The sequence below is a fragment of the Haloglomus litoreum genome (assembly GCF_029338515.1).
Taxonomy (GTDB): Archaea; Halobacteriota; Halobacteria; order Halobacteriales; family Haloarculaceae; genus Haloglomus; species Haloglomus litoreum.
Genome location: NZ_CP119988.1, coordinates 2,795,396 through 2,812,020 on the forward strand (window position 1 = coordinate 2,795,396; position 16,625 = coordinate 2,812,020).

19 protein-coding genes and 1 other RNA gene are annotated in these 16,625 nt (G+C 69.6%); 7 read left to right on the forward strand and 13 right to left on the reverse strand.

Translation table 11 applies throughout. From position 1 onward, the window contains the following. Positions 1 to 7: 7 nt before the first annotated feature. From P2T62_RS13855 to mce, 3 genes are all read left to right on the forward strand, one after another. Positions 8 to 1,690, forward strand: a complete 1,683-nt coding sequence (locus P2T62_RS13855) for an acyl-CoA mutase large subunit family protein (RefSeq protein ID WP_276257668.1) — start codon at positions 8 to 10, stop codon at positions 1,688 to 1,690. A 128-nt stretch (positions 1,691 to 1,818) separates the two neighbouring features. Beyond that, positions 1,819 to 2,139, forward strand: coding sequence for a hypothetical protein (locus P2T62_RS13860; RefSeq protein WP_276257669.1), 321 nt, complete (start codon positions 1,819 to 1,821; stop codon positions 2,137 to 2,139). 165 nt (positions 2,140 to 2,304) lie between these two features. Further along, the gene (gene mce / locus P2T62_RS13865) at positions 2,305 to 2,688 is read left to right on the forward strand and encodes a methylmalonyl-CoA epimerase (protein ID WP_276257670.1); all 384 of its coding nucleotides are present in this window, start codon (positions 2,305 to 2,307) and stop codon (positions 2,686 to 2,688) included. On the opposite strand, the gene P2T62_RS13870 is transcribed toward mce, so the two are convergent. The 7 genes from P2T62_RS13870 to P2T62_RS13900 form a co-directional block, all read right to left on the reverse strand. Further along, positions 2,685 to 3,425 carry an AMP-binding protein gene (locus tag P2T62_RS13870; RefSeq protein WP_276257671.1) on the reverse strand — a complete coding sequence of 247 codons (741 nt, stop codon included), beginning with the start codon at positions 3,423 to 3,425 and terminating at the stop codon, positions 2,685 to 2,687. The two genes, mce and P2T62_RS13870, sit on opposite strands and share 4 nt — an antisense overlap. Positions 3,426 to 3,634: 209 nt before the next feature. Beyond that, a complete protein-coding gene (locus tag P2T62_RS13875) occupies positions 3,635 to 4,804 on the reverse strand; it encodes an acyl-CoA dehydrogenase family protein (protein WP_276257672.1) in 1,170 nt (389 codons plus the stop codon). A 105-nt stretch (positions 4,805 to 4,909) separates the two neighbouring features. Beyond that, a complete protein-coding gene (locus tag P2T62_RS13880; protein WP_276257673.1) occupies positions 4,910 to 5,566 on the reverse strand; it encodes a DUF998 domain-containing protein in 657 nt (218 codons plus the stop codon). 113 nt (positions 5,567 to 5,679) lie between these two features. Continuing rightward, complete coding sequence (locus P2T62_RS13885) at positions 5,680 to 6,126, reverse strand: pyridoxamine 5'-phosphate oxidase family protein (protein ID WP_276257674.1); 447 nt, start codon at positions 6,124 to 6,126, stop codon at positions 5,680 to 5,682. A gap of 98 nt (positions 6,127 to 6,224) precedes the next feature. After that, complete coding sequence (gene fdhF / locus P2T62_RS13890; RefSeq protein WP_276257675.1) at positions 6,225 to 8,273, reverse strand: formate dehydrogenase subunit alpha; 2,049 nt, start codon at positions 8,271 to 8,273, stop codon at positions 6,225 to 6,227. Between the two features lie 85 nt (positions 8,274 to 8,358). Next, positions 8,359 to 8,674: signal recognition particle sRNA (gene ffs, locus P2T62_RS13895), an RNA gene on the reverse strand. 94 nt (positions 8,675 to 8,768) lie between these two features. Beyond that, on the reverse strand, positions 8,769 to 9,173 hold the full coding sequence (locus P2T62_RS13900; protein ID WP_276257676.1) for a DUF7548 family protein: 405 nt from the start codon (positions 9,171 to 9,173) through the stop codon (positions 8,769 to 8,771). A gap of 124 nt (positions 9,174 to 9,297) precedes the next feature. Here P2T62_RS13900 and P2T62_RS13905 point away from each other — a divergent pair, with 124 nt between their 5' ends. Further along, complete coding sequence (locus tag P2T62_RS13905; protein WP_276257677.1) at positions 9,298 to 9,651, forward strand: DUF5798 family protein; 354 nt, start codon at positions 9,298 to 9,300, stop codon at positions 9,649 to 9,651. Positions 9,652 to 9,693: 42 nt separating this feature from the next. Here P2T62_RS13905 and P2T62_RS13910 read toward each other — a convergent pair whose 3' ends face one another. Continuing rightward, positions 9,694 to 10,104 carry a CoA-binding protein gene (locus tag P2T62_RS13910; RefSeq protein WP_276257678.1) on the reverse strand — a complete coding sequence of 137 codons (411 nt, stop codon included), beginning with the start codon at positions 10,102 to 10,104 and terminating at the stop codon, positions 9,694 to 9,696. 180 nt (positions 10,105 to 10,284) lie between these two features. Between P2T62_RS13910 and P2T62_RS13915 the strand changes: the two genes are divergently transcribed. Further along, positions 10,285 to 11,505 (forward strand): helix-turn-helix transcriptional regulator, encoded by a 1,221-nt coding sequence (locus tag P2T62_RS13915; RefSeq protein ID WP_276257679.1) that lies wholly within the window; start codon positions 10,285 to 10,287, stop codon positions 11,503 to 11,505. A 6-nt stretch (positions 11,506 to 11,511) separates the two neighbouring features. Here P2T62_RS13915 and P2T62_RS13920 read toward each other — a convergent pair whose 3' ends face one another. Further along, positions 11,512 to 12,348, reverse strand: coding sequence for a hypothetical protein (locus P2T62_RS13920; protein ID WP_276257680.1), 837 nt, complete (start codon positions 12,346 to 12,348; stop codon positions 11,512 to 11,514). A gap of 150 nt (positions 12,349 to 12,498) precedes the next feature. Further along, a complete protein-coding gene (locus tag P2T62_RS13925; RefSeq protein ID WP_276257681.1) occupies positions 12,499 to 13,662 on the reverse strand; it encodes a hypothetical protein in 1,164 nt (387 codons plus the stop codon). A 286-nt stretch (positions 13,663 to 13,948) separates the two neighbouring features. Here P2T62_RS13925 and P2T62_RS13930 point away from each other — a divergent pair, with 286 nt between their 5' ends. Continuing rightward, a complete protein-coding gene (locus P2T62_RS13930) occupies positions 13,949 to 14,098 on the forward strand; it encodes a DUF7557 family protein (protein ID WP_276257682.1) in 150 nt (49 codons plus the stop codon). Between the two features lie 72 nt (positions 14,099 to 14,170). Here P2T62_RS13930 and P2T62_RS13935 read toward each other — a convergent pair whose 3' ends face one another. Further along, positions 14,171 to 14,758: a plastocyanin/azurin family copper-binding protein gene (locus P2T62_RS13935; RefSeq protein ID WP_276257683.1), complete on the reverse strand. Its 588-nt coding sequence runs from the start codon at positions 14,756 to 14,758 to the stop codon at positions 14,171 to 14,173. A 213-nt stretch (positions 14,759 to 14,971) separates the two neighbouring features. Between P2T62_RS13935 and P2T62_RS13940 the strand changes: the two genes are divergently transcribed. Beyond that, on the forward strand, positions 14,972 to 15,418 hold the full coding sequence (locus P2T62_RS13940) for a universal stress protein (RefSeq protein ID WP_276257684.1): 447 nt from the start codon (positions 14,972 to 14,974) through the stop codon (positions 15,416 to 15,418). A gap of 27 nt (positions 15,419 to 15,445) precedes the next feature. On the opposite strand, the gene P2T62_RS13945 is transcribed toward P2T62_RS13940, so the two are convergent. Continuing rightward, positions 15,446 to 15,856: a universal stress protein gene (locus P2T62_RS13945; RefSeq protein WP_276257685.1), complete on the reverse strand. Its 411-nt coding sequence runs from the start codon at positions 15,854 to 15,856 to the stop codon at positions 15,446 to 15,448. A 183-nt stretch (positions 15,857 to 16,039) separates the two neighbouring features. After that, the gene (locus P2T62_RS13950; RefSeq protein WP_276257686.1) at positions 16,040 to 16,624 is read right to left on the reverse strand and encodes a DsrE/DsrF/DrsH-like family protein; all 585 of its coding nucleotides are present in this window, start codon (positions 16,622 to 16,624) and stop codon (positions 16,040 to 16,042) included. Between the last annotated feature and the right edge of the window lies 1 nt (position 16,625).

Genomic DNA, 16,625 nt, shown 5'->3' on the forward strand with positions numbered 1-16,625 from the left:
CCGGTGCATGTTCGACGAGGAGGACCTCGAAGCGATCCGGACGGGCCACGAGGAGTGGGCGGATGAGACGTACGGCCCGACGGTCGACCGCTTCGGGGAACGCAAGGAGACGTTCACCACCGACACCGGCGGGACCGAGGTGGACCCGCTGTACACGCCGGCCGACGTGGCCGACCTGGACTACGAGGAGGACCTCGGCAACCCGGCCGAGCCGCCGTACACGCGGGGTGTCTACTCGACGATGTACCGCGGGCGACTCTGGACGATGCGCCAGTACGCCGGGATGGGCACCGCGCGCGAGACCAACGAACGGTTCCACTACCTGATGGACGAGGGCCAGACCGGCCTCTCGATGGCGTTCGACCTGCCCACGCAGATGGGGTACGACTCGGACGCCGACATGGCCCAGGGCGAGGTCGGGAAGAGCGGCGTCGCCATCGACTCGCTCGACGACTTCGAGACCGTCTTCGACGGCATCCCGCTCGACGAGGTGAGCACGTCGATGACCATCAACGCCCCCGCGTCCGTCCTGCTCGCGATGTACATCGCCGTCGGCGACAAACAGGGCGTCGACCGCGAGGAGCTCCGGGGCACTATCCAGAACGACGTGCTCAAGGAGTACATCGCGCGTAACACCTTCATCTACCCCCCGGAGCCGTCGATGCGGCTCATCACGGACATCTTCGAGTACGCCGCCGAGGAGACGCCGAACTTCAACACCATCTCCATCTCCGGCTACCACATCCGGGAGGCCGGCTCGACCGCGGCCCAGGAGATCGCCTTCACCCTCGGCGACGGCATCGAGTACGTCGAGGCCGCCATCGAGGCCGGGCAGGACGTCGACGAGTTCGCCCCCCAGTTGAGCTTCTTCTTCGCCTCCTACAACAACATCCTCGAGGAGGTCGCGAAGTTCCGCGCCGCCCGGCGGATGTGGTACCGGATCATGGAGGAGCGCTTCGACGCCCAGAAGGAGGCCTCGAAGCAGCTGAAGTTCCACACCCAGACCGCGGGCTCGACGCTCACCGCCCAGCAGATCGAGAACAACGTCGTCCGCGTGGCCTACCAGGCCCTCGCAGCGGTGCTCGGCGGCACACAGAGCCTCCACACCAACGGGAAGGACGAGGCACTCAGCCTCCCGACGGAGAAGTCCGTGCGGACGGCGCTCCGGACCCAGCAGATCCTCGCCCACGAGTCCGGGGCGGCCGACACCATCGACCCGCTCGCCGGGAGCTACTACGTCGAGTCCCTGACCGACGAACTCGAGCAGGAGGCGTTCGACATCCTCGACGAGGTCGACGAGCGCGGTGGGATGCGCCAGGCCGTCGAGGCGGGCTGGGTCCAGCGCCAGATCCAGGATACGGCGTTCGAGCGCCAGCGCGAGATCGAGGCCGGCGAGCGGACCATCGTCGGCGTCAACGAGTACCGTGTCGAGGACGAGGAGAAGGCCGAGGACATCGAGGAGGTCTCGGAGGAGGAACAGGAGCGCCAGCGCCAGAACGTCCAGCAGCTCCGCGAGGAGCGCGACGGCGCGGCCGTCGAGGCCGTGCTGGAGGACCTTCGCGCGGCCTGCGAATCCGACGAGAACGTGATGCCGTACATCGTCGACGCGGTCAAGGCATACGCGACGACGGGCGAGATCTGTGACGCGATGCGGGACGTGTTCGGTGAGTACCGTGGGGCGACGGTCTGAGCGACGACCGAGGTAGCGGGCACCCAACCGGCGAAGAACCCACTATACGTTCGAGGTTTGCTCCAGACGGCACACGAGCGTCAGACACGCTCGACGCTATTTATATACGACGTCGGCGTACCGGGGGCATGCACCCGAGCGCGACCCCGGAGGACGTGGCGGCCTCACTCGCGACGGCGCGACGTGCCCTCGACGAGGGAGACGAGACGGTCGCCGCCGCCGATCTCGGCCGGGCGGCGGACTGGCTCCGAGCGCTCGGTCGCGGGATCGACCGGCCGGAGGCGTTCATCTACTACGAGGTCCTCGACGAGCGGCTGGCGGCCATCGACGCCGCGGTCGACGCCGGCGAGGACTCCGCCCCCGCCGTCCGGATCGCCCTCCAGCACGCCGAGCAACTGGTCGCGACGCTCCTCGGCCCGGAAGCGGCGAACCACGAGCCAGCGATGTAATCTCGGTACAGCCACCCGATCCCCACCCTATCTGAGTTGTGATCGGATTTCAGCCATAATTCAGCATATCCCTCCATGTCCTCCGCCCCCAGTCCCGTTCGCCACACGGGTCGCCAATCGGTCCGGCGACGGTAGCGATTAGTGCCGTCCCGCGGAACCGTCACCATGCACATCGACCACACCGGTATCGCGACCGACGACGCCGAGCGACTGGCCGACCTGTACGTCGACCTGCTCGGGTGCGAGTACGCCCACAGCGAGGAGTTCGACGGGATGGACGTCCACTTCCTCGACTTCGGGAACGGCTACCTCGAGCTGCTGGAGCCGCTGGAGGAGGGCACCATCGCGCGCTACCTCGAGAACAACGGCCCCGGCATCCACCATCTGGCCTTCGCGACCGACGACATCACGGCAGCGCTCGCCCGTGCCCGCGACCTGGACATCGAGGCCATCGATGAGGAACCCCGGCCGGGCGCGTGGGGCCACCGGGTCGCCTTCCTGCACCCCCGCGACACGGGCGGCGTGCTGATCGAGTTCGTCCAGCACTAGCCGAGCACGTCGCCGGCCGCGACCGTCCGTGGTTCGGGTGCCCCGTCGGGGTCTGGTCCGAGGACGGCGCAGTCGCCCGCCGCCTCGGCGTCCGGGAGGAGTATCTCGCCGCCGGCCAGGAGTGGCGCCACGACGCCGGCAGCCACGACGCCCGGATGCGTCAGCGGCCCCCGGACCGCGACCGTCGCGTCGGCATCGAGGCCCCACTCGCCGGCGACCTCGCGGGCAGCACCCAGCACGGTGCCGTGGCTCAGACTCCGGTCCTCGACCGCCAGGAGCGCGGTCTCCGGGTGGACCACGTCCGGCGGGGCGGTCGGGTTCTCGCTCCAGACCTCGCGCTCGAAGTAGGCGTGCGAGGGGTCCGCGGGGTCGTCGCCGTACGCGACGTACCGTGTGCCGGCGGGGTGGTCGTACTCCCCGACCCGCGCCGTCGGCACGACGAGCGCCTTCAGGTCGCCCTGGGCGCCCGTCTTCGGCGGGTCGAACTGTACCGTCGCACCGAGCATGGACGCACCGACGAGCGTCAGCACGGGCTCCGGGACCCGCTCGGCCGCGACCCCGACGACGGCACCCTCCCGGACGCCCTCGTTCCGGAGGTAGTTGCCGACCTTCCACGCCGTCGTGCAGAACCGCCGCCAGTCGTAGGCTCGCCCGGAAGGGGGATGGCGGAGCGCGGGGCGGTCGCTCCGGCGCTCGCGGGCCACGCAGTCGCCGAGGACTGCGAACTCGTCGGACATACCGGAGCCTATGGACGGGCCGGCGAAAAGGGTCCGGGGCTGGCCCGGTTCGCGAACAGGCGGCACCGCTCCCGCGCGCCGGGCCGTGGTACCGCGCTGGCGGAACCGACCGGAGGGTGGCGTTCCCCCCGCTCGGGTCGGCGGCCCGGCGATGGCTCGTCAGGGCACGGGGGCGCTGGCCGGGGACTGGTACTTGAATCTCCGTGTGCTCAGTAGCTCCGCGGCATCCCCAGTTCGTGCTCGCCGAGGTAGTTGAGGATCATCTCGTTGGAGACTGGCGCGGTCTTGGTCAGCCGTAGATTGCGCCAGATGTCGAACACCTCGTACTCGGGGGTGAAGCCGTTGCCGCCGTGGGTCTGGATGGCGCGGTCGGCCGCCTCCAGCCCGAACTCGCTGGTGAGGAGGCTCGCCGAGTTGGCTTCGGCGCCGCAGTCCTCGCCCTCGTCCCACTTCTTCGCGGCCTTGTAGGTCACCTCGCGCGCGGCGGTCAGTTTGGCGTACGACTCCGCGATGGGGTGCTGGATGGCCTGATGCGAGCCGATGGGGGCGCCGAAGACGTTCCGCTCGTTCGCGTAGTCGACCGCGAGGTCGACGGCCCGGAGACCCCCACCCAGTGCCGACGCTGCGCCCGCGATGCGCTCGGTGTTGAGCGTGTCCCACAGGAGGTAGAGCCCGCCGTCGACGGTGCCGAGCACGTCGTCCTCGGTCACACGGAGGCCATCGATGTCGACCTGGTACTGCTTCTCGAACCACGGGAGCTCGACCTCGACGTGTGTGAGGTCGATCGCGTCCCGGTTCGCGGGGTCCTCGACGAGGAACAGCGTCACGCCGCCGGTCGGGTTGGACTTGTCGAACTCCGAGGTCCGCGAGACCAGCAGCATCGTATCGGCGTTCTCCACGCCGGAGATCCACATCTTCTGGCCCGTCACCTCCCACTCACCGTCACCGACCTCCTCGGCCATCGTGTCGATGTTGAGGGTGTTCGTCCCGGCGGCGGCCTCGGTCAGGCCCATGCAGAAGGTCACGTCACCGTCAGCGATGCGTGGGAGGTACTCCTCCTTCTGCTCGGGCGTGCCGTGGCGCTGGATGCCGATGCCACCGAAGACGGGCGTGAGGACGAAGACGATGCCGCCCATCGTCCCGGCCCGCGACAGCTCCTCGATGACGATGGTCATCTCCAGCATCCCCAGTCCCTCGCCGCCGTACTCCTCGGGGATGGCGACGCCGAGCCAGCCAGCGTCGGCGAGCGCGTCCCAGTACTCGCGTGGGAACTCGTAGTTCTCGACGCACTCGCGCCAGTACTCGCGCGGGAAGTCGGCCGCCAGGTCCTGCACCGAGTCACGGATCATGTCGTGCAGCTCCGATTCGCCGGTTGCCATGTCCCGTGAGAACGGGCACCACGACTTAGCGGTTGTCCCCCGCAGGAGGGGACTATTTATCCGTGGAACCGTGTCTCGACGGGCCAGCCATGCCCGTTCGGTCGCTCACCGACCGGCCACCGCTCGTCGTCCCAGGGTGCCGCCGCCGAGCAGGTAGCCCCCCAGCGCGACCAGCCAGAGCATCACCGGGTAGACGATGAGGCGCTCGGTCCCGCCGTGACCGAAGGGGCCGAAGACGGCCGTGTTGCCACCGTCCCCGAGAACCATCAGGACGACGAAGACGAGGCCGAGCGCGCCCGCCAGCACCGACAGCCACCGCATCACGCCCGGGAACCGGGTCGCGAGGCCGAGCGCCTGCACGTTGAAGAACACGAACGCGAACAGCGCGCCGAGGCTGTGCGGTGCGCCCGTATCGAGCGGGAAGACGCCGGCGACGACCGCGCCCACACCGGCGAGGACGAAGGTGCCCAGCAGCCACCGCTTCCCGTGGCTCCGGTAGAGCAGGTAGCCCCCGGCGATGTTGGCGAGGCCGGCCAGGACGAGCAGCCCGTTGAACACGAGTGCCGTCTCCGGCGCGACGCCGAGGTCGCTGATGGCGCCGTTACGGAAGTCGTAGCCCGGAACCATCGCCGCCGCCAGCATGACGACGGTCAGGAAGCCCACGCCCAGCCCGAGGAAGACGCCCCCGGCGAGCCGCAGGTAGTCAGGTCCGTCCTCGCGGGCCGTGGATACGGCCCCGCGCTCGACGATTGTCTCTTGCATCGTGGTTCACCAGGTGGAGAGACGGTTCGTGGCAGCATAGCCGGGTTCGACGGTTCTCTCGCCGTGGGAACGACTCGTGAAGCGTGCTAGCGGTCGTCGCTGGTCGGCCGACGCTAGCCGATGGTTGCCCGCCCGACGAGCCGTTCGACCGTCAGTTCGAACAGCCGGAGAGTCAGTTCGGGGACGGACTCGTCGAACACGCGGACGGGGCCGAACCAGTCGTTGACCGTCGCGGCGTCGATGCCCCGTTCGTCGGGGTCGATCTCGTGGAGGTCGCCGCGGACGAGGATGCTCCAGGACTCGTACTGCCCGCCGTGGCCGTAGACGAGGAACTCCGGCCGCTCGGTCGCCGCGAGGAACTCGAGTTTGTCGCTCTCCCCGTCGTCGGTCAGCCGGACGTAGAAGTGGTCACCGTCGTAGTGGTAGTCGACGGGGACCGCGTACGCGTCGCCGCCGTCGGCGAGTGAGAGGACGCCGACATGGTGGGCAGCGAGCAGCTCGGCCACCTCCTCGTCGCTCAGTCCCCGCGTCGTGGCGTACTGGATGTTGTCCATATCCATGCACGAAGAACGCACCAGCACGGCTTCAACACCCCCGCTGTTCCCGGGTGATGGGAGTCACGCCAGGCAGGGCCCCGGGGCGGCGCTCGTCGGCGTGGTCAGTCCCCGACAACCGTCACGCGTGCGGCCGAGTGTTTGAACTCCGGGATCTTCGCCACGGGGTCGAGTTCGTCGCCCGTCAGCCGGTTGACCAGCGGGTCCGCGTAGTGGAACGTCGCGAAGACGGTGCCACGTCGGATGGCCGGTGTCACCTCGGCGGCCAGCGTCACGCTCCCGCGGTCGTTGGCCACCTCGACGGTGTCACCGTCCGTGATGTCGCGCGCCGTGGCGTCGTCCGGGTGGATCTGGAGAACGTCCTCGCCGCGCATCCGCATCAGTGTCCCCGAGCGCCGGGTGACGGCGCCGCTGTTGAAGTGCTGTAACACCCGTCCGGTCGTCAGCACGAGCTCGTCGTCGGCCACCGGGTCGACCGGGTCGACGTGCTCGACCGGCACGAGCGGTGCGCGCTGCGCGCCCGATTCGAACCGTTCGGCGTGGAGGACACCGACGCCCTCCGTGGCACCCTCCGGGAACGGCCAACGCTGGCTCCCCGTCCCGATCCCGTCGTAGCTCATCCCGGCGTAGATGGGTGAGACGCGCGTGAACTCCTCGAAGACCGCCTCCGGACCGTCGTAGTCGAACGGCTGGTCGGTGAGCCGGGCACCGAGTTCGCGGATGATCTCGAGGTCGCGCCGCGCATCGCCCGGCGGGTCGGCGTTGCGTCGCATCCGGATGACCTGGCGGTCGGTGTTGGTGACCGTTCCGGCCTTCTCCGCCCAGACGCACCCCGGGAGGACCACGTCCGCGTGTTCGACGGTCTCGGTGCGGAAGATGTCGTGGACCACGAGGCAGTCCAGGCGGTCGAGCGCGTCCGCGACCCGGTTCGCGTTCGGTTCGGTCACCGCGGGGTTCTCGCCGAAGACGTAGGCCCCCCGGACCCCGTCGCCGAACCGGTGAGTGGCCTCGACCTCCGTCAGCCCGGGTTCCGCGGGTGGCTCGACACCCCACTCGGCCGCGATGCGTTCGCGCGCCACCGGGTCGGTGACGGACTGGTACCCCGGCAGCACGTTCGGGAGTGCCCCCACGTCGCCCGCGCCCTGGACGTTGTTCTGGCCGCGGAGCGGGTTGACGCCGGTGCCCCGCTTGCCGACGTTCCCCGTGAGGAGCGCGAGGTTCAGCAGGGCGTGGACGTTGTCCGTCCCGCAGTGGTGCTGGCTCATCCCCATCCCGGTGAAGGCGGCGGCGCGGTCGGCCGCGCCGTAGGCCCGGGCGGCCGCCCGCAACTCGTCCGGATCAACGCCTGCCAGCTCGGCATTCGCCTCGACATCCACGTCCGCGACGAACGCCCGGAACGCCGCGACGCCCTCGACGCGCTCGTCGAGGAACGCCTCGTCGGTCAGTGCCTCCTCGACCAGGACCGCGGCGATGGCGTTCAGGAGTGGGATGTCGTATCCCGGGCGGACCGGGAGATGGTGGGTCGCGGCCTCCGTGGTCGCGTTCTCGCGGGGATCGATGTGGATCAGTTCGGTCCCGTTCTTGATGGCGGGGTAGAGATACGACCGGAAGATGACCGGGTGCTGTTCGGCGGGGTTGGCGCCGACGACGAGGAAGACGTCCGCCTCGCCGAGGTCGTCCAGCGAATTGGTCATCGCGCCCGCGCCGAACCGCTGGGCCATCGCGGCGACGGTCGAGGCGTGGCAGAGCCGCGCGCAGTTGTCGACGTTGTTGGTGCCGAGCAGGCGCGCGACCTTCTGGAGCAGGTAGTTCTCCTCGTTCGTGCAGTTCGAGGAGGCGAAGAAGGCGAGCGCGTCGGCGCCGTCGGTCGCGACGATGTCGGCGAACGTCCCGGTGACGCGGTCGAGGGCCTCGTCCCAGGAGGCGGTCACCAGCCGGCCCGACTCCCGGACGAGCGGTTGCGTGAGGCGGTCCTCGTGCTCGACCATCTGCCACGCGGCGCCGCCCTTCGGACAGATCTCGCCCTTCCGGTTGACCGGCCCCGTCCAGCCCCGTGCGGACGCCGTCTTCTCGCTGTACTGGAGGCTACAGCCGACCCCGCAGAACGGGCAGACGCTGGGGGCGGCCCGGAACGAGCGCTCACCGTCGTCCATATCCTGCCCTTGTGTCTAGTTCACAAAGCACTATCGGGGGGACGCGAGAACGGCGCCGCTGGGCAGGTGATGGACCGCGATGAATGGTCGGACGGCCGGGATTGCCTGGGGGTTCCAGCACGGGTGAGGCCTGCTCGCCTCCTCCACCCCGCGACCCCACGGGCGACAGGTGTCCCCGATACCGGTGCTCGCTTCCGCGCCTGACGGGGTTCTCGGGGTTAACCGGGCTCGTGCCTCCCTGCAGAGGCCGGTGCCCGGACCGCTGCCCTCGTGGGACGAGGCTTCGACGTTGGCTCGCAGGGCCCGCACTGGTTCTCCCAGACGCGCCCGGTGTTCGGTCCCAACATGAAGACCATTGGAGGCGAGGGAGCAGTGGCCTAACTGCCCGACCTAGTCCGGTCAGGTCGTAGACCGGTCCGGGTTAAGGGCCTTTCGGGAAGTGGGCGAGGATGCGGCGGGTTCCCGTGGGGGGAAACCGCGCGACCGCGGCGGTGTTCAGAGCAGTCCGAGCGTGCGTGCGTACCAGCCGGCGCCGGCCACCGGGACGACGGAGACGGCGGCGAGCGCCCACCGCTGGTAGGTGAGCAGCGCGGAGCTGCCGCCCAGAACGTCGACCCGCGCGGTGAAGGCGAAGGAGACCCCGATGACGAGGACGAACAGCCCGAACACGAGCGCGGCGCCCGCGACCAGCGCCGGGTCCGAGCGCTCCTCGCGGCCGGCCGCGAAGACGATGATGCTCACGAACGCCAGCAGGCCCGCCGCCAGCGGCGTCACCAGGCCCGAGCCGTAGTACGCCGAGACCGACGCCGCCGTCTCCTGCAGGTACGGCCACACCAGCACCGCGAGCACGAGCAGACAGCCAACGATACCCAGCGTCGGCGCCGCCTTCGTCCGGTCCATGTCGGGGCGTGCGACCGTCCACGTCTTAACGACGGCGTCTCCGGGTGCTCGGGTGTGTTCCGGACCCCCCGGGGCCGGCGCCCCGACCCACAACCGATAGGGTCCCCCGCCCGGAATGGCCGGTATGGCCCTCGGAGGCGCGACGAAGAAGCTCCAGCAGATCGTCGACATGGCGGAGGAGACGTACAAGCGGCTGAACGAACTGCGCGACCAGGTCCAGGAGATGCGCCAGACGGTCATCGACACGAACCGGCGGGTCCGCCGGCTGGAGCGGACCGTCGACGACCAGGGCGCGCTGATCGAGGCGCTCGCCCGGGACGCCGACGTGGACGTCGAGCAGGTGCTCGCGGAGGCCGCCATCGAGGAGGCCGAACCCACCACGTCGGAATCGGTCCCTGACGCGCGTGCCGACGCGACCGGCGACGCGACTGGCGACGCGGACGAGGTGGTCGGCGACGCGGAGGGGACGGACCCGTAGGCGTGGCTCCGTGGGCTCCGAGCCGGACGTGAACTGGCGGTGCTAGCCCATGAGCCGCTGATGGACGACCTTGATGCAGCGGTCCTGCACGAACTTGCGGCCGGACTCCTCGACGCGCGCGCCGGCCTCGTCGTCACGGATGTTCAGCTGGAGCCACACGGCGGCCACGTCCTCGCGCGCGAGCACCTCGTCGACGATGCCGGCGACCTCCTCGCTCGGGCGGAACACGTCGACGACATCGATCTCCGCCTCGACCTCGGCCAGCGAATCGTAGGCGCGGCGGCCCTGCACCTCGTCGGCGGTCGGGTTGACCGGGATGACGTCGTAGCCGTGCTCGATGAGGTACTGCGGGACGCCGTGTGCGGCCTTCCCCGGGGTGTCGGACATACCGACGACGGCGATGGTGTCGTGTTCGAGTATCTCGCGGAGTTCCTCGTCGGATTCGACCGGCATGGGTCGATGGAGTCGCCGGGGGGAGTAAAGCCTGGCGCGGGGACACCGGTAGCGCCGCGACGAGTGTCGTCTGGCGTCCAGGAGGGCCGAGCCCTGCGTCCCCGTACGATGACGGTTCCGGAACGGGCCGGCGGTCCACCTCGCAGTTTTTATATCCCGCGGCGGGCGGATGTAGTGTAGATGAGACGGCCGGGCGCGTTCGGACTCGCGGTGCTCCTCCTCGTCGCCAGCGTCGCTCCCGCGCTCGCACTGTCGGCGGCAGCCGGGGCCGGCGCGCCCGGCGGCCCGGCGACGGTGGCCCAGGTCGGCAACCAGGAGGTGGACTCCACCGAGTTCCGCATCACCGTCCACGAGAACACCTCCGCGCGGTGGACCTTCGTCTACAAGGTGACGCTCAGCAACGAGTCCCAGCGCGAGGACTTCCGGGCGTACGCCGAGCGGTTCAACACCCAGGAGACCGAGCTGTACACGAACTTCAGGGAGCGCTCGCGGCGCGTCACGGAGCAGGGAACCGACGCCACGGGCCGGCAGATGAACGCGACCGGGTTCTCGAAGCGGGCCTACATCCCGAGCCTCAACGAGAACCGGGGACTCGTCCGCATGAGCTTCGTGTGGACGAACTTCGCCATCAGGGAGGGTGACAGGATCGAGATGGGTGACGTCTTCGAGGGCGGGTTCTACATCGGCCCGGACCAGCGCCTCGTCGTCGAACACGGTCCGAACCTGCGGTTCCAGTCGGCCAACCCGAGCCCCATCATCGACGAGGAGTCCATCGCCGAGAGCGACACGCTGACCTGGCTCGGCGAGCAGGAGTTCGTCGACGAGCGCCCGCAGGTCCGCCTGGTCCCGCCGTCACAGCCAACCGCCACACCGTCGGCCACGCCGACGTCGCCACCGGGCAGCGAGAGCCCGACCGACACGGATCCCGGAGGCGGCTCGACGGGCTTCCTCCCCATCCTCGGGCTCGGCGTCGTCCTGTTGCTCGGCCTGGGGGTCGCGCTGGCGTACGGCGCCGGCGCGCTCCCGGGGACGGGTGACGACGACGACGGCGCCGCGGCGGCGACGGTCGATGACGGCGACGGTGACGGTGGAGGCGCGGACACCGGGGGCGGTGGTGCTGCGGCGGGCGCCGCTACCGAGCAGCCCGAGCCGGCCGTCCCGGACGAGGAGCTGCTCGAGGACGACCAGCGCGTCATGCAGTTGCTCGAGGAGAACGGCGGTCGGATGAAACAGGTCAACATCGTCGAGGAGACGGGCTGGTCGAAGTCGAAGGTCTCCATGCTCCTCTCGGACATGGAGGAGGAGGAGCAGATCTCGAAGCTCCGCGTCGGCCGCGAGAACATCATCTCGAAGAAGGGGATGGAGCCGGACGCCGCCGGCTCCCCCTTCGACGACGAGTGACGGCGCTCACCCGGCAGCCCGGCCTTCGTGTCCGGTCCCCCGGAGCGAGCCGAGGTAGCGCCACGCCAGCACCGCCGCCAGCAGGACCGGCAGGAACGTGAACACGGCGGCGACCGGCGAGAGCGTGATGGCGTCGCCGGCCGCGATGGTCAGCGTCATCGCCGTGATGCTCACCCCGACGGTGGCGCCGAAGACGAGCATGACGCCGGCGACGAGCGGACCCCAGCGGTGCCCCCGGTGGAGCCAGACGGCCGCCAGCAGGAGTGCCGGCACGACCAGCGAGAGGTCGAGGAAGTGCGAGACCAGCGCCATCGGGCCCCGTTCCGCGACGAGCAGTGGGGCCTCTCCGGTGAGGGTCGCCGGGACGAGTTCCGAGAGCCACAGCGCGGCCAGTCCGAGCGCGATGACGGTGAGAACGCCCGCGTACAGCGGACGGGAGACGTGCTCGCCGAGCGCCGCCGCGACCGTGTCCGGGTCGGTCGCGAGGAGGCCGCCGACGAGTGTGAACGTCGAGAGCCCGAACAGCGCGACGTAGACGAGGAACAGCTCGTTGAACGCGGTCGCCAGCCCGATGTTGGCCCACATGTAGCTCATGTAGACCAGCCCGCCGAGCCAGACGAGCCGGCCCCCGAGCGACCCGCGGGCCGCGTACCAGAGCCCGCTCGCGAGGACGGGGGCGCCGGCGAGGAGGATGGTGGCGTCCTGGACGCGGTTGAGTTCGACGATGGCCGCCGCCTCACGGTAGTGGCCGGGGCGGAACAGGCCGAGCAGTGTCGAGGCGATTGAGAGCAGGAGGATGGCGATGGTCGCACGGACCATCCACCGGTCGAGGTATCGGGTCATCTGTAATCACCGCTAGAACGGACGCGAGCAGCCGATTTAACCGGGTATTCCGGTTCTCGACCATCGAGAATCGAAGCCCGGAGCGAGCGGTCACCGGCCGTGGTCGCTCCCAGCCCTTGCCCGAAGTCGCTTCCGGGCTCCCCGCGGTCGCTACCGCCGGCCGATACTCGTCGAGAACAGCCCCCCGCCGTCAGGGGCGATGACCTCGACGGTCACCTCCTGCCCAAGCGTCGCCGTCGCGTCGGGTGCGGGCGGGTCGGCGGTCGCGCGGAGCGTGCCGTCGGCGGCGACCCAGAGGTAGCGCTGGTCGTCGCCGAACGGCTCGTCGAGCGTCGTCTCGTACAGCGTCCCGTTGGAGACGACGGTCACGATGGAGCCCTCTGGCACGGCATCCCCGTACAGGTGGACCAGTTCGATGCTGGACGCGTCGAACGCGAAGACGTCGAGTTCGAGGTCGAGCGAGGCGCTCGGCGGAACGGCGTCGACCCACGCGGGTCGGGTCGGGGCCGCGGTGCCGAGCCGGACCACCTCGTACGTGGTGTGGTAGGTCTGGCCCTCGCCGTAGTCGACCCGCACGTCGGCACTCCGGATGACCCCGTTCTCGTCGACGACGAGTCGCGAGACCGTGTCGGTCACGCCGTCGTTCCCGACACGGTCGATGGTCGCCTCCAGCGCGACGTAGCGCACGCCGTCGCGGGTCTCGATGCCTCTCACCTCGTGGTCGGTGCCGGCGAACTGGATGTCGCGCTGGAGGGTGCCGAACCAGACGAAGTACTCCGGCGGGTAGAGCCGTCTGGTCACGTCGTAGGTGGTCGAGCCGCTCTCGACGTGCCGGTTGTACTGGTGGGTGGTGTTGACCCACACGTCGTTCGTGATGACGCTCTCGTCACCACCGGCGTCGAACCCCGCCGAGGTGCCGTTCATGAGAGCGACCTCGCCGCCGGGCCCGGCCGTCAGCGTCAGGTCCAGTCGGTTGCTGACCGTACCGTTGTAGGTGCTCGTGACGGTCTGGTTCACCACGAACCCCTCGGCCAGCAGCACGCGCTGGTGGGCGCCGGTCAGGGCGACCGGGTTGACGATACCCTCGCGAGTGACGCCCGGTGCCAGGTCGTCGCCGACAGGGGTCTGGGTCGCTACGGGGGTATCGGTCGATGTCGGGGTCGCTGCGGGGGTGCCGGTCGCTGCGGGGGTGCCGGTCGATGTCGGGGTGGCCGTCGGTGTCGCGGTCGGCGTGCCTGCGGGGTCGCCAGTCAGAGAGGAGCAGCCGGCGAGCAGGACGAACAGCGCGACGAGGACGGTAACTCCGCGGTCCATGCGTACCCGCCGTCGCCCATCGACGACACGCTGTCGGCGATTCCCGCGCGATGAGAGCCTTGTGGCATATCGACACGACCACCCACTCTATACACCGCCAGTTATCCATTTATTGTGCCCATCCATGTAGAGTCTCGCCCGCAACACCGATAATGGACCCATATTCCAATAATCTCAGCCAGCGGCAGCGAGTCCGGAGCGACCCGTGGGGGTCGGGGGGTGGCCCCGGCAACGTATTTCTGCGAGGACCGCGTCGGTTCGAGATGCGCGCGCCAGCGCCAGCACCATGACCCACACACTCGAGATCAGCGACAACCTGAAAGAGCGGATGGAACGCCACCTGGAGGAGGACGAGACCCTCGAGGAGTTCGTCGAGGAGCTCCTCTCCATGTACGAGACGGAGGGCGCGTTCCTCCAGGAGGGGTACTCGGAGTGACACCACGCCGCGAGTGAGACCCACCTTCTCGTTCCGTGCGCGACCGCCGTCGAACCGCCGCTGGCGACAGTCTCACTCCTCGCCGAGGCCGTACTCGCCGCCGTAACGCATGAAGAAGTACGCGAGTCCGAGCACCGACAGCCCCGCGACCAGCGCGCCCAGAGCGAGCGTCCGTGCGTTCTCCGGTACCTCCGGAACGAGGCCGCCGCTATCCGTCGGCGTGGCGCCGGCGGTCCCCACGTTGACGGTGCCGATCATCCCAGCGCCCTCGTGCGGGATGCAGAAGTAGCCGTAGGTGCCCTCGACCTCGAAGGTGTGCTGGTAGGTTTCGCCACCACCCACCTCGCCATCGGGGTAGGAGTTGCGCGCGGCCCCCTCGGTGTCGAAGCCGCCGCTCGCGAAGAACTCGGCCTCGGCGGGGATGTCGTCCTCGTAGGCGGTCACGGAGTGGCCGATGGAGCCGACGTTCTCCCAGACCACCGTGTCGCCGGGCTCGATGGCGATGGTCTCGGGGTCGAACACGAGTCCGTCCGTCATCGCCACGGTGTGGGTGGTACCGTCCTGTGCGGTGGCGGTGCCGGTCGCGCCGGCGAGCGCACCGGCGCCGGCGGCCGTTCGGAGGAAGTCGCGCCGTGAGACGGCTGTGGACTCCGTGGACATACTCGTGCTTGCATCCACACCGGTATCATCCAATCCGTCGTTCTCACTGGTTGAGAGGTGACAGAACGCTCGCATGCTGCTCCTGGGTGGAGATTCCCGGCGCCGGGGAACCGCCGCTGCTTCTAATCCGTCTCGCGTCCCAGCCGATGGCGAGCAGATGTTCGACAGTACCCGGCCTCCGCTCGACACCGACGAGGGGGTGGGAAGGCTCCGATGACACGACACGTGCTGGTTCCCACCGACGGGTCGCCGCTGGCGCGCCAGGCGCTCCGGTACGCGCTGCGGGAGTTCCCGGACGCCGACATCACCGTCCTGCACGTGGTCGACCTGTTCGAGCCGACGTACGGCGAGCACCAGGGGTTCGAGCCGACGTACGAGCACATGATGGGCTCGGCGGAGTGGTACGAGGCCACCGAGCGGGTGACCGACGCCATCCTCGGCGCGGCCCGCGACCTGGCGGCGGACTACGACCGCGAGGTGGCCACCGACTCCGACATCGGCGACGTCGACCGGATCGTCCTGAGCTACGCCGACGAGGAGGACGTGGACCACATCGTCCTCGGAGCGCACGGCAGGGAGGGCGCGGACAGGCCGTTCTTCGGGAGCGTCGCCGACACGGTCGCTCGCCGGGCCTCGGTCCCGGTGACGCTCGTCCGGTGAGGCCGGCGCATCCTCGCCGCCCGTCCGTCAGCGCGCGACGGTGACGGGGACGGGTGACCGCCGGAGGACGGTCTCGGCGACGCTGCCGAGCAGTATCCGCCCGACGCCCGTCCGCCCGTGACTTCCGATGACGACGTGGTCGACCTCGTCGAGCGCGGCGTACTCGAGGATGGTCCTGGCAGGATCGCCGAACGCGACCTCCGTCTCGGTCGCGACACCCCGCGAGTCGGCGTGGGCCGTGGCCGCCGCCAGGATCCGCTCGGCATCGTGCTGTGCGGCATCCATCGCGCCGTCGAGCCCCCGGCTCCCGTGCGTGGCGAGCGCCCGCAGCGGGTCGACGACGTGGACCACCAGGAGCGTCCCCGGGAACGCCTCGACGGCGAGTTCCAGTGCCGTCCACGCCGGGTCCGAGTCGTCGATGGGGACCAGTACGACCATGGCTGCGGCTACGTGTCGGGGAAGAAGAAGCGGTGGGGTGACTCCGGCGATCTGAGAACGCCGAGCGAGGGCCTGCTGGCACACGACGGTTCGCTACCGGCGTGCCGGAGCCGGGGCGGTGGCAGAACCGGGGGTTCGGGAGTCGGGGGGCGACCGGAAGTCGCCGGGGGGTGTGCCGGGTGCTCAGACCAGCAGCTGGATGTCGGCCTCGGCCATCTCCTGGAAGGCGCTGGCCGCACCGACGCCGGTCTCGACCTCGTCGAAGAAGTCGTCCTCGTCGTAGCCCATCAGGTCGATGGTCATCTGGCAGGCCTGGAACCGGACGCCCTGGTCGATGGAGGTCTCGATGAGTTCGCGGACCGTGGCGACCTCGTTGTCGGCGATCTGCTTCGCCATCATCCGGGTCGTGACCCGGTCCATCCCCGGGAGCGCGCCGACCACGTTGGGGACGGGCATATTGGGGTTGCCGACGGCGCTCAGCTTGAGGTCGTCGGCCTTCTCCTCGTGGAGGATCTCGAGCCCCCAGAAGGTGTGGAACACGGTCACGTCGTATCCGAAGGCGGCCGCCGTGCTCGCGAGGATGAGCGGCGGGTAGGCCATGTCGAGGGTCCCCTTCGTCGCGATGATGACCATCTTCTGGGTATCGTCGTCCACCTCGGTACGGACGGCCGCGAGTTCGTCCTCCAGGTCGTCGATACGGGACTGGAGTGCCTCGAACTCCTCGGCCGAGGGTGCGCCGTCGGGGGTGGGCTGGGTGTCCGTGCTCATC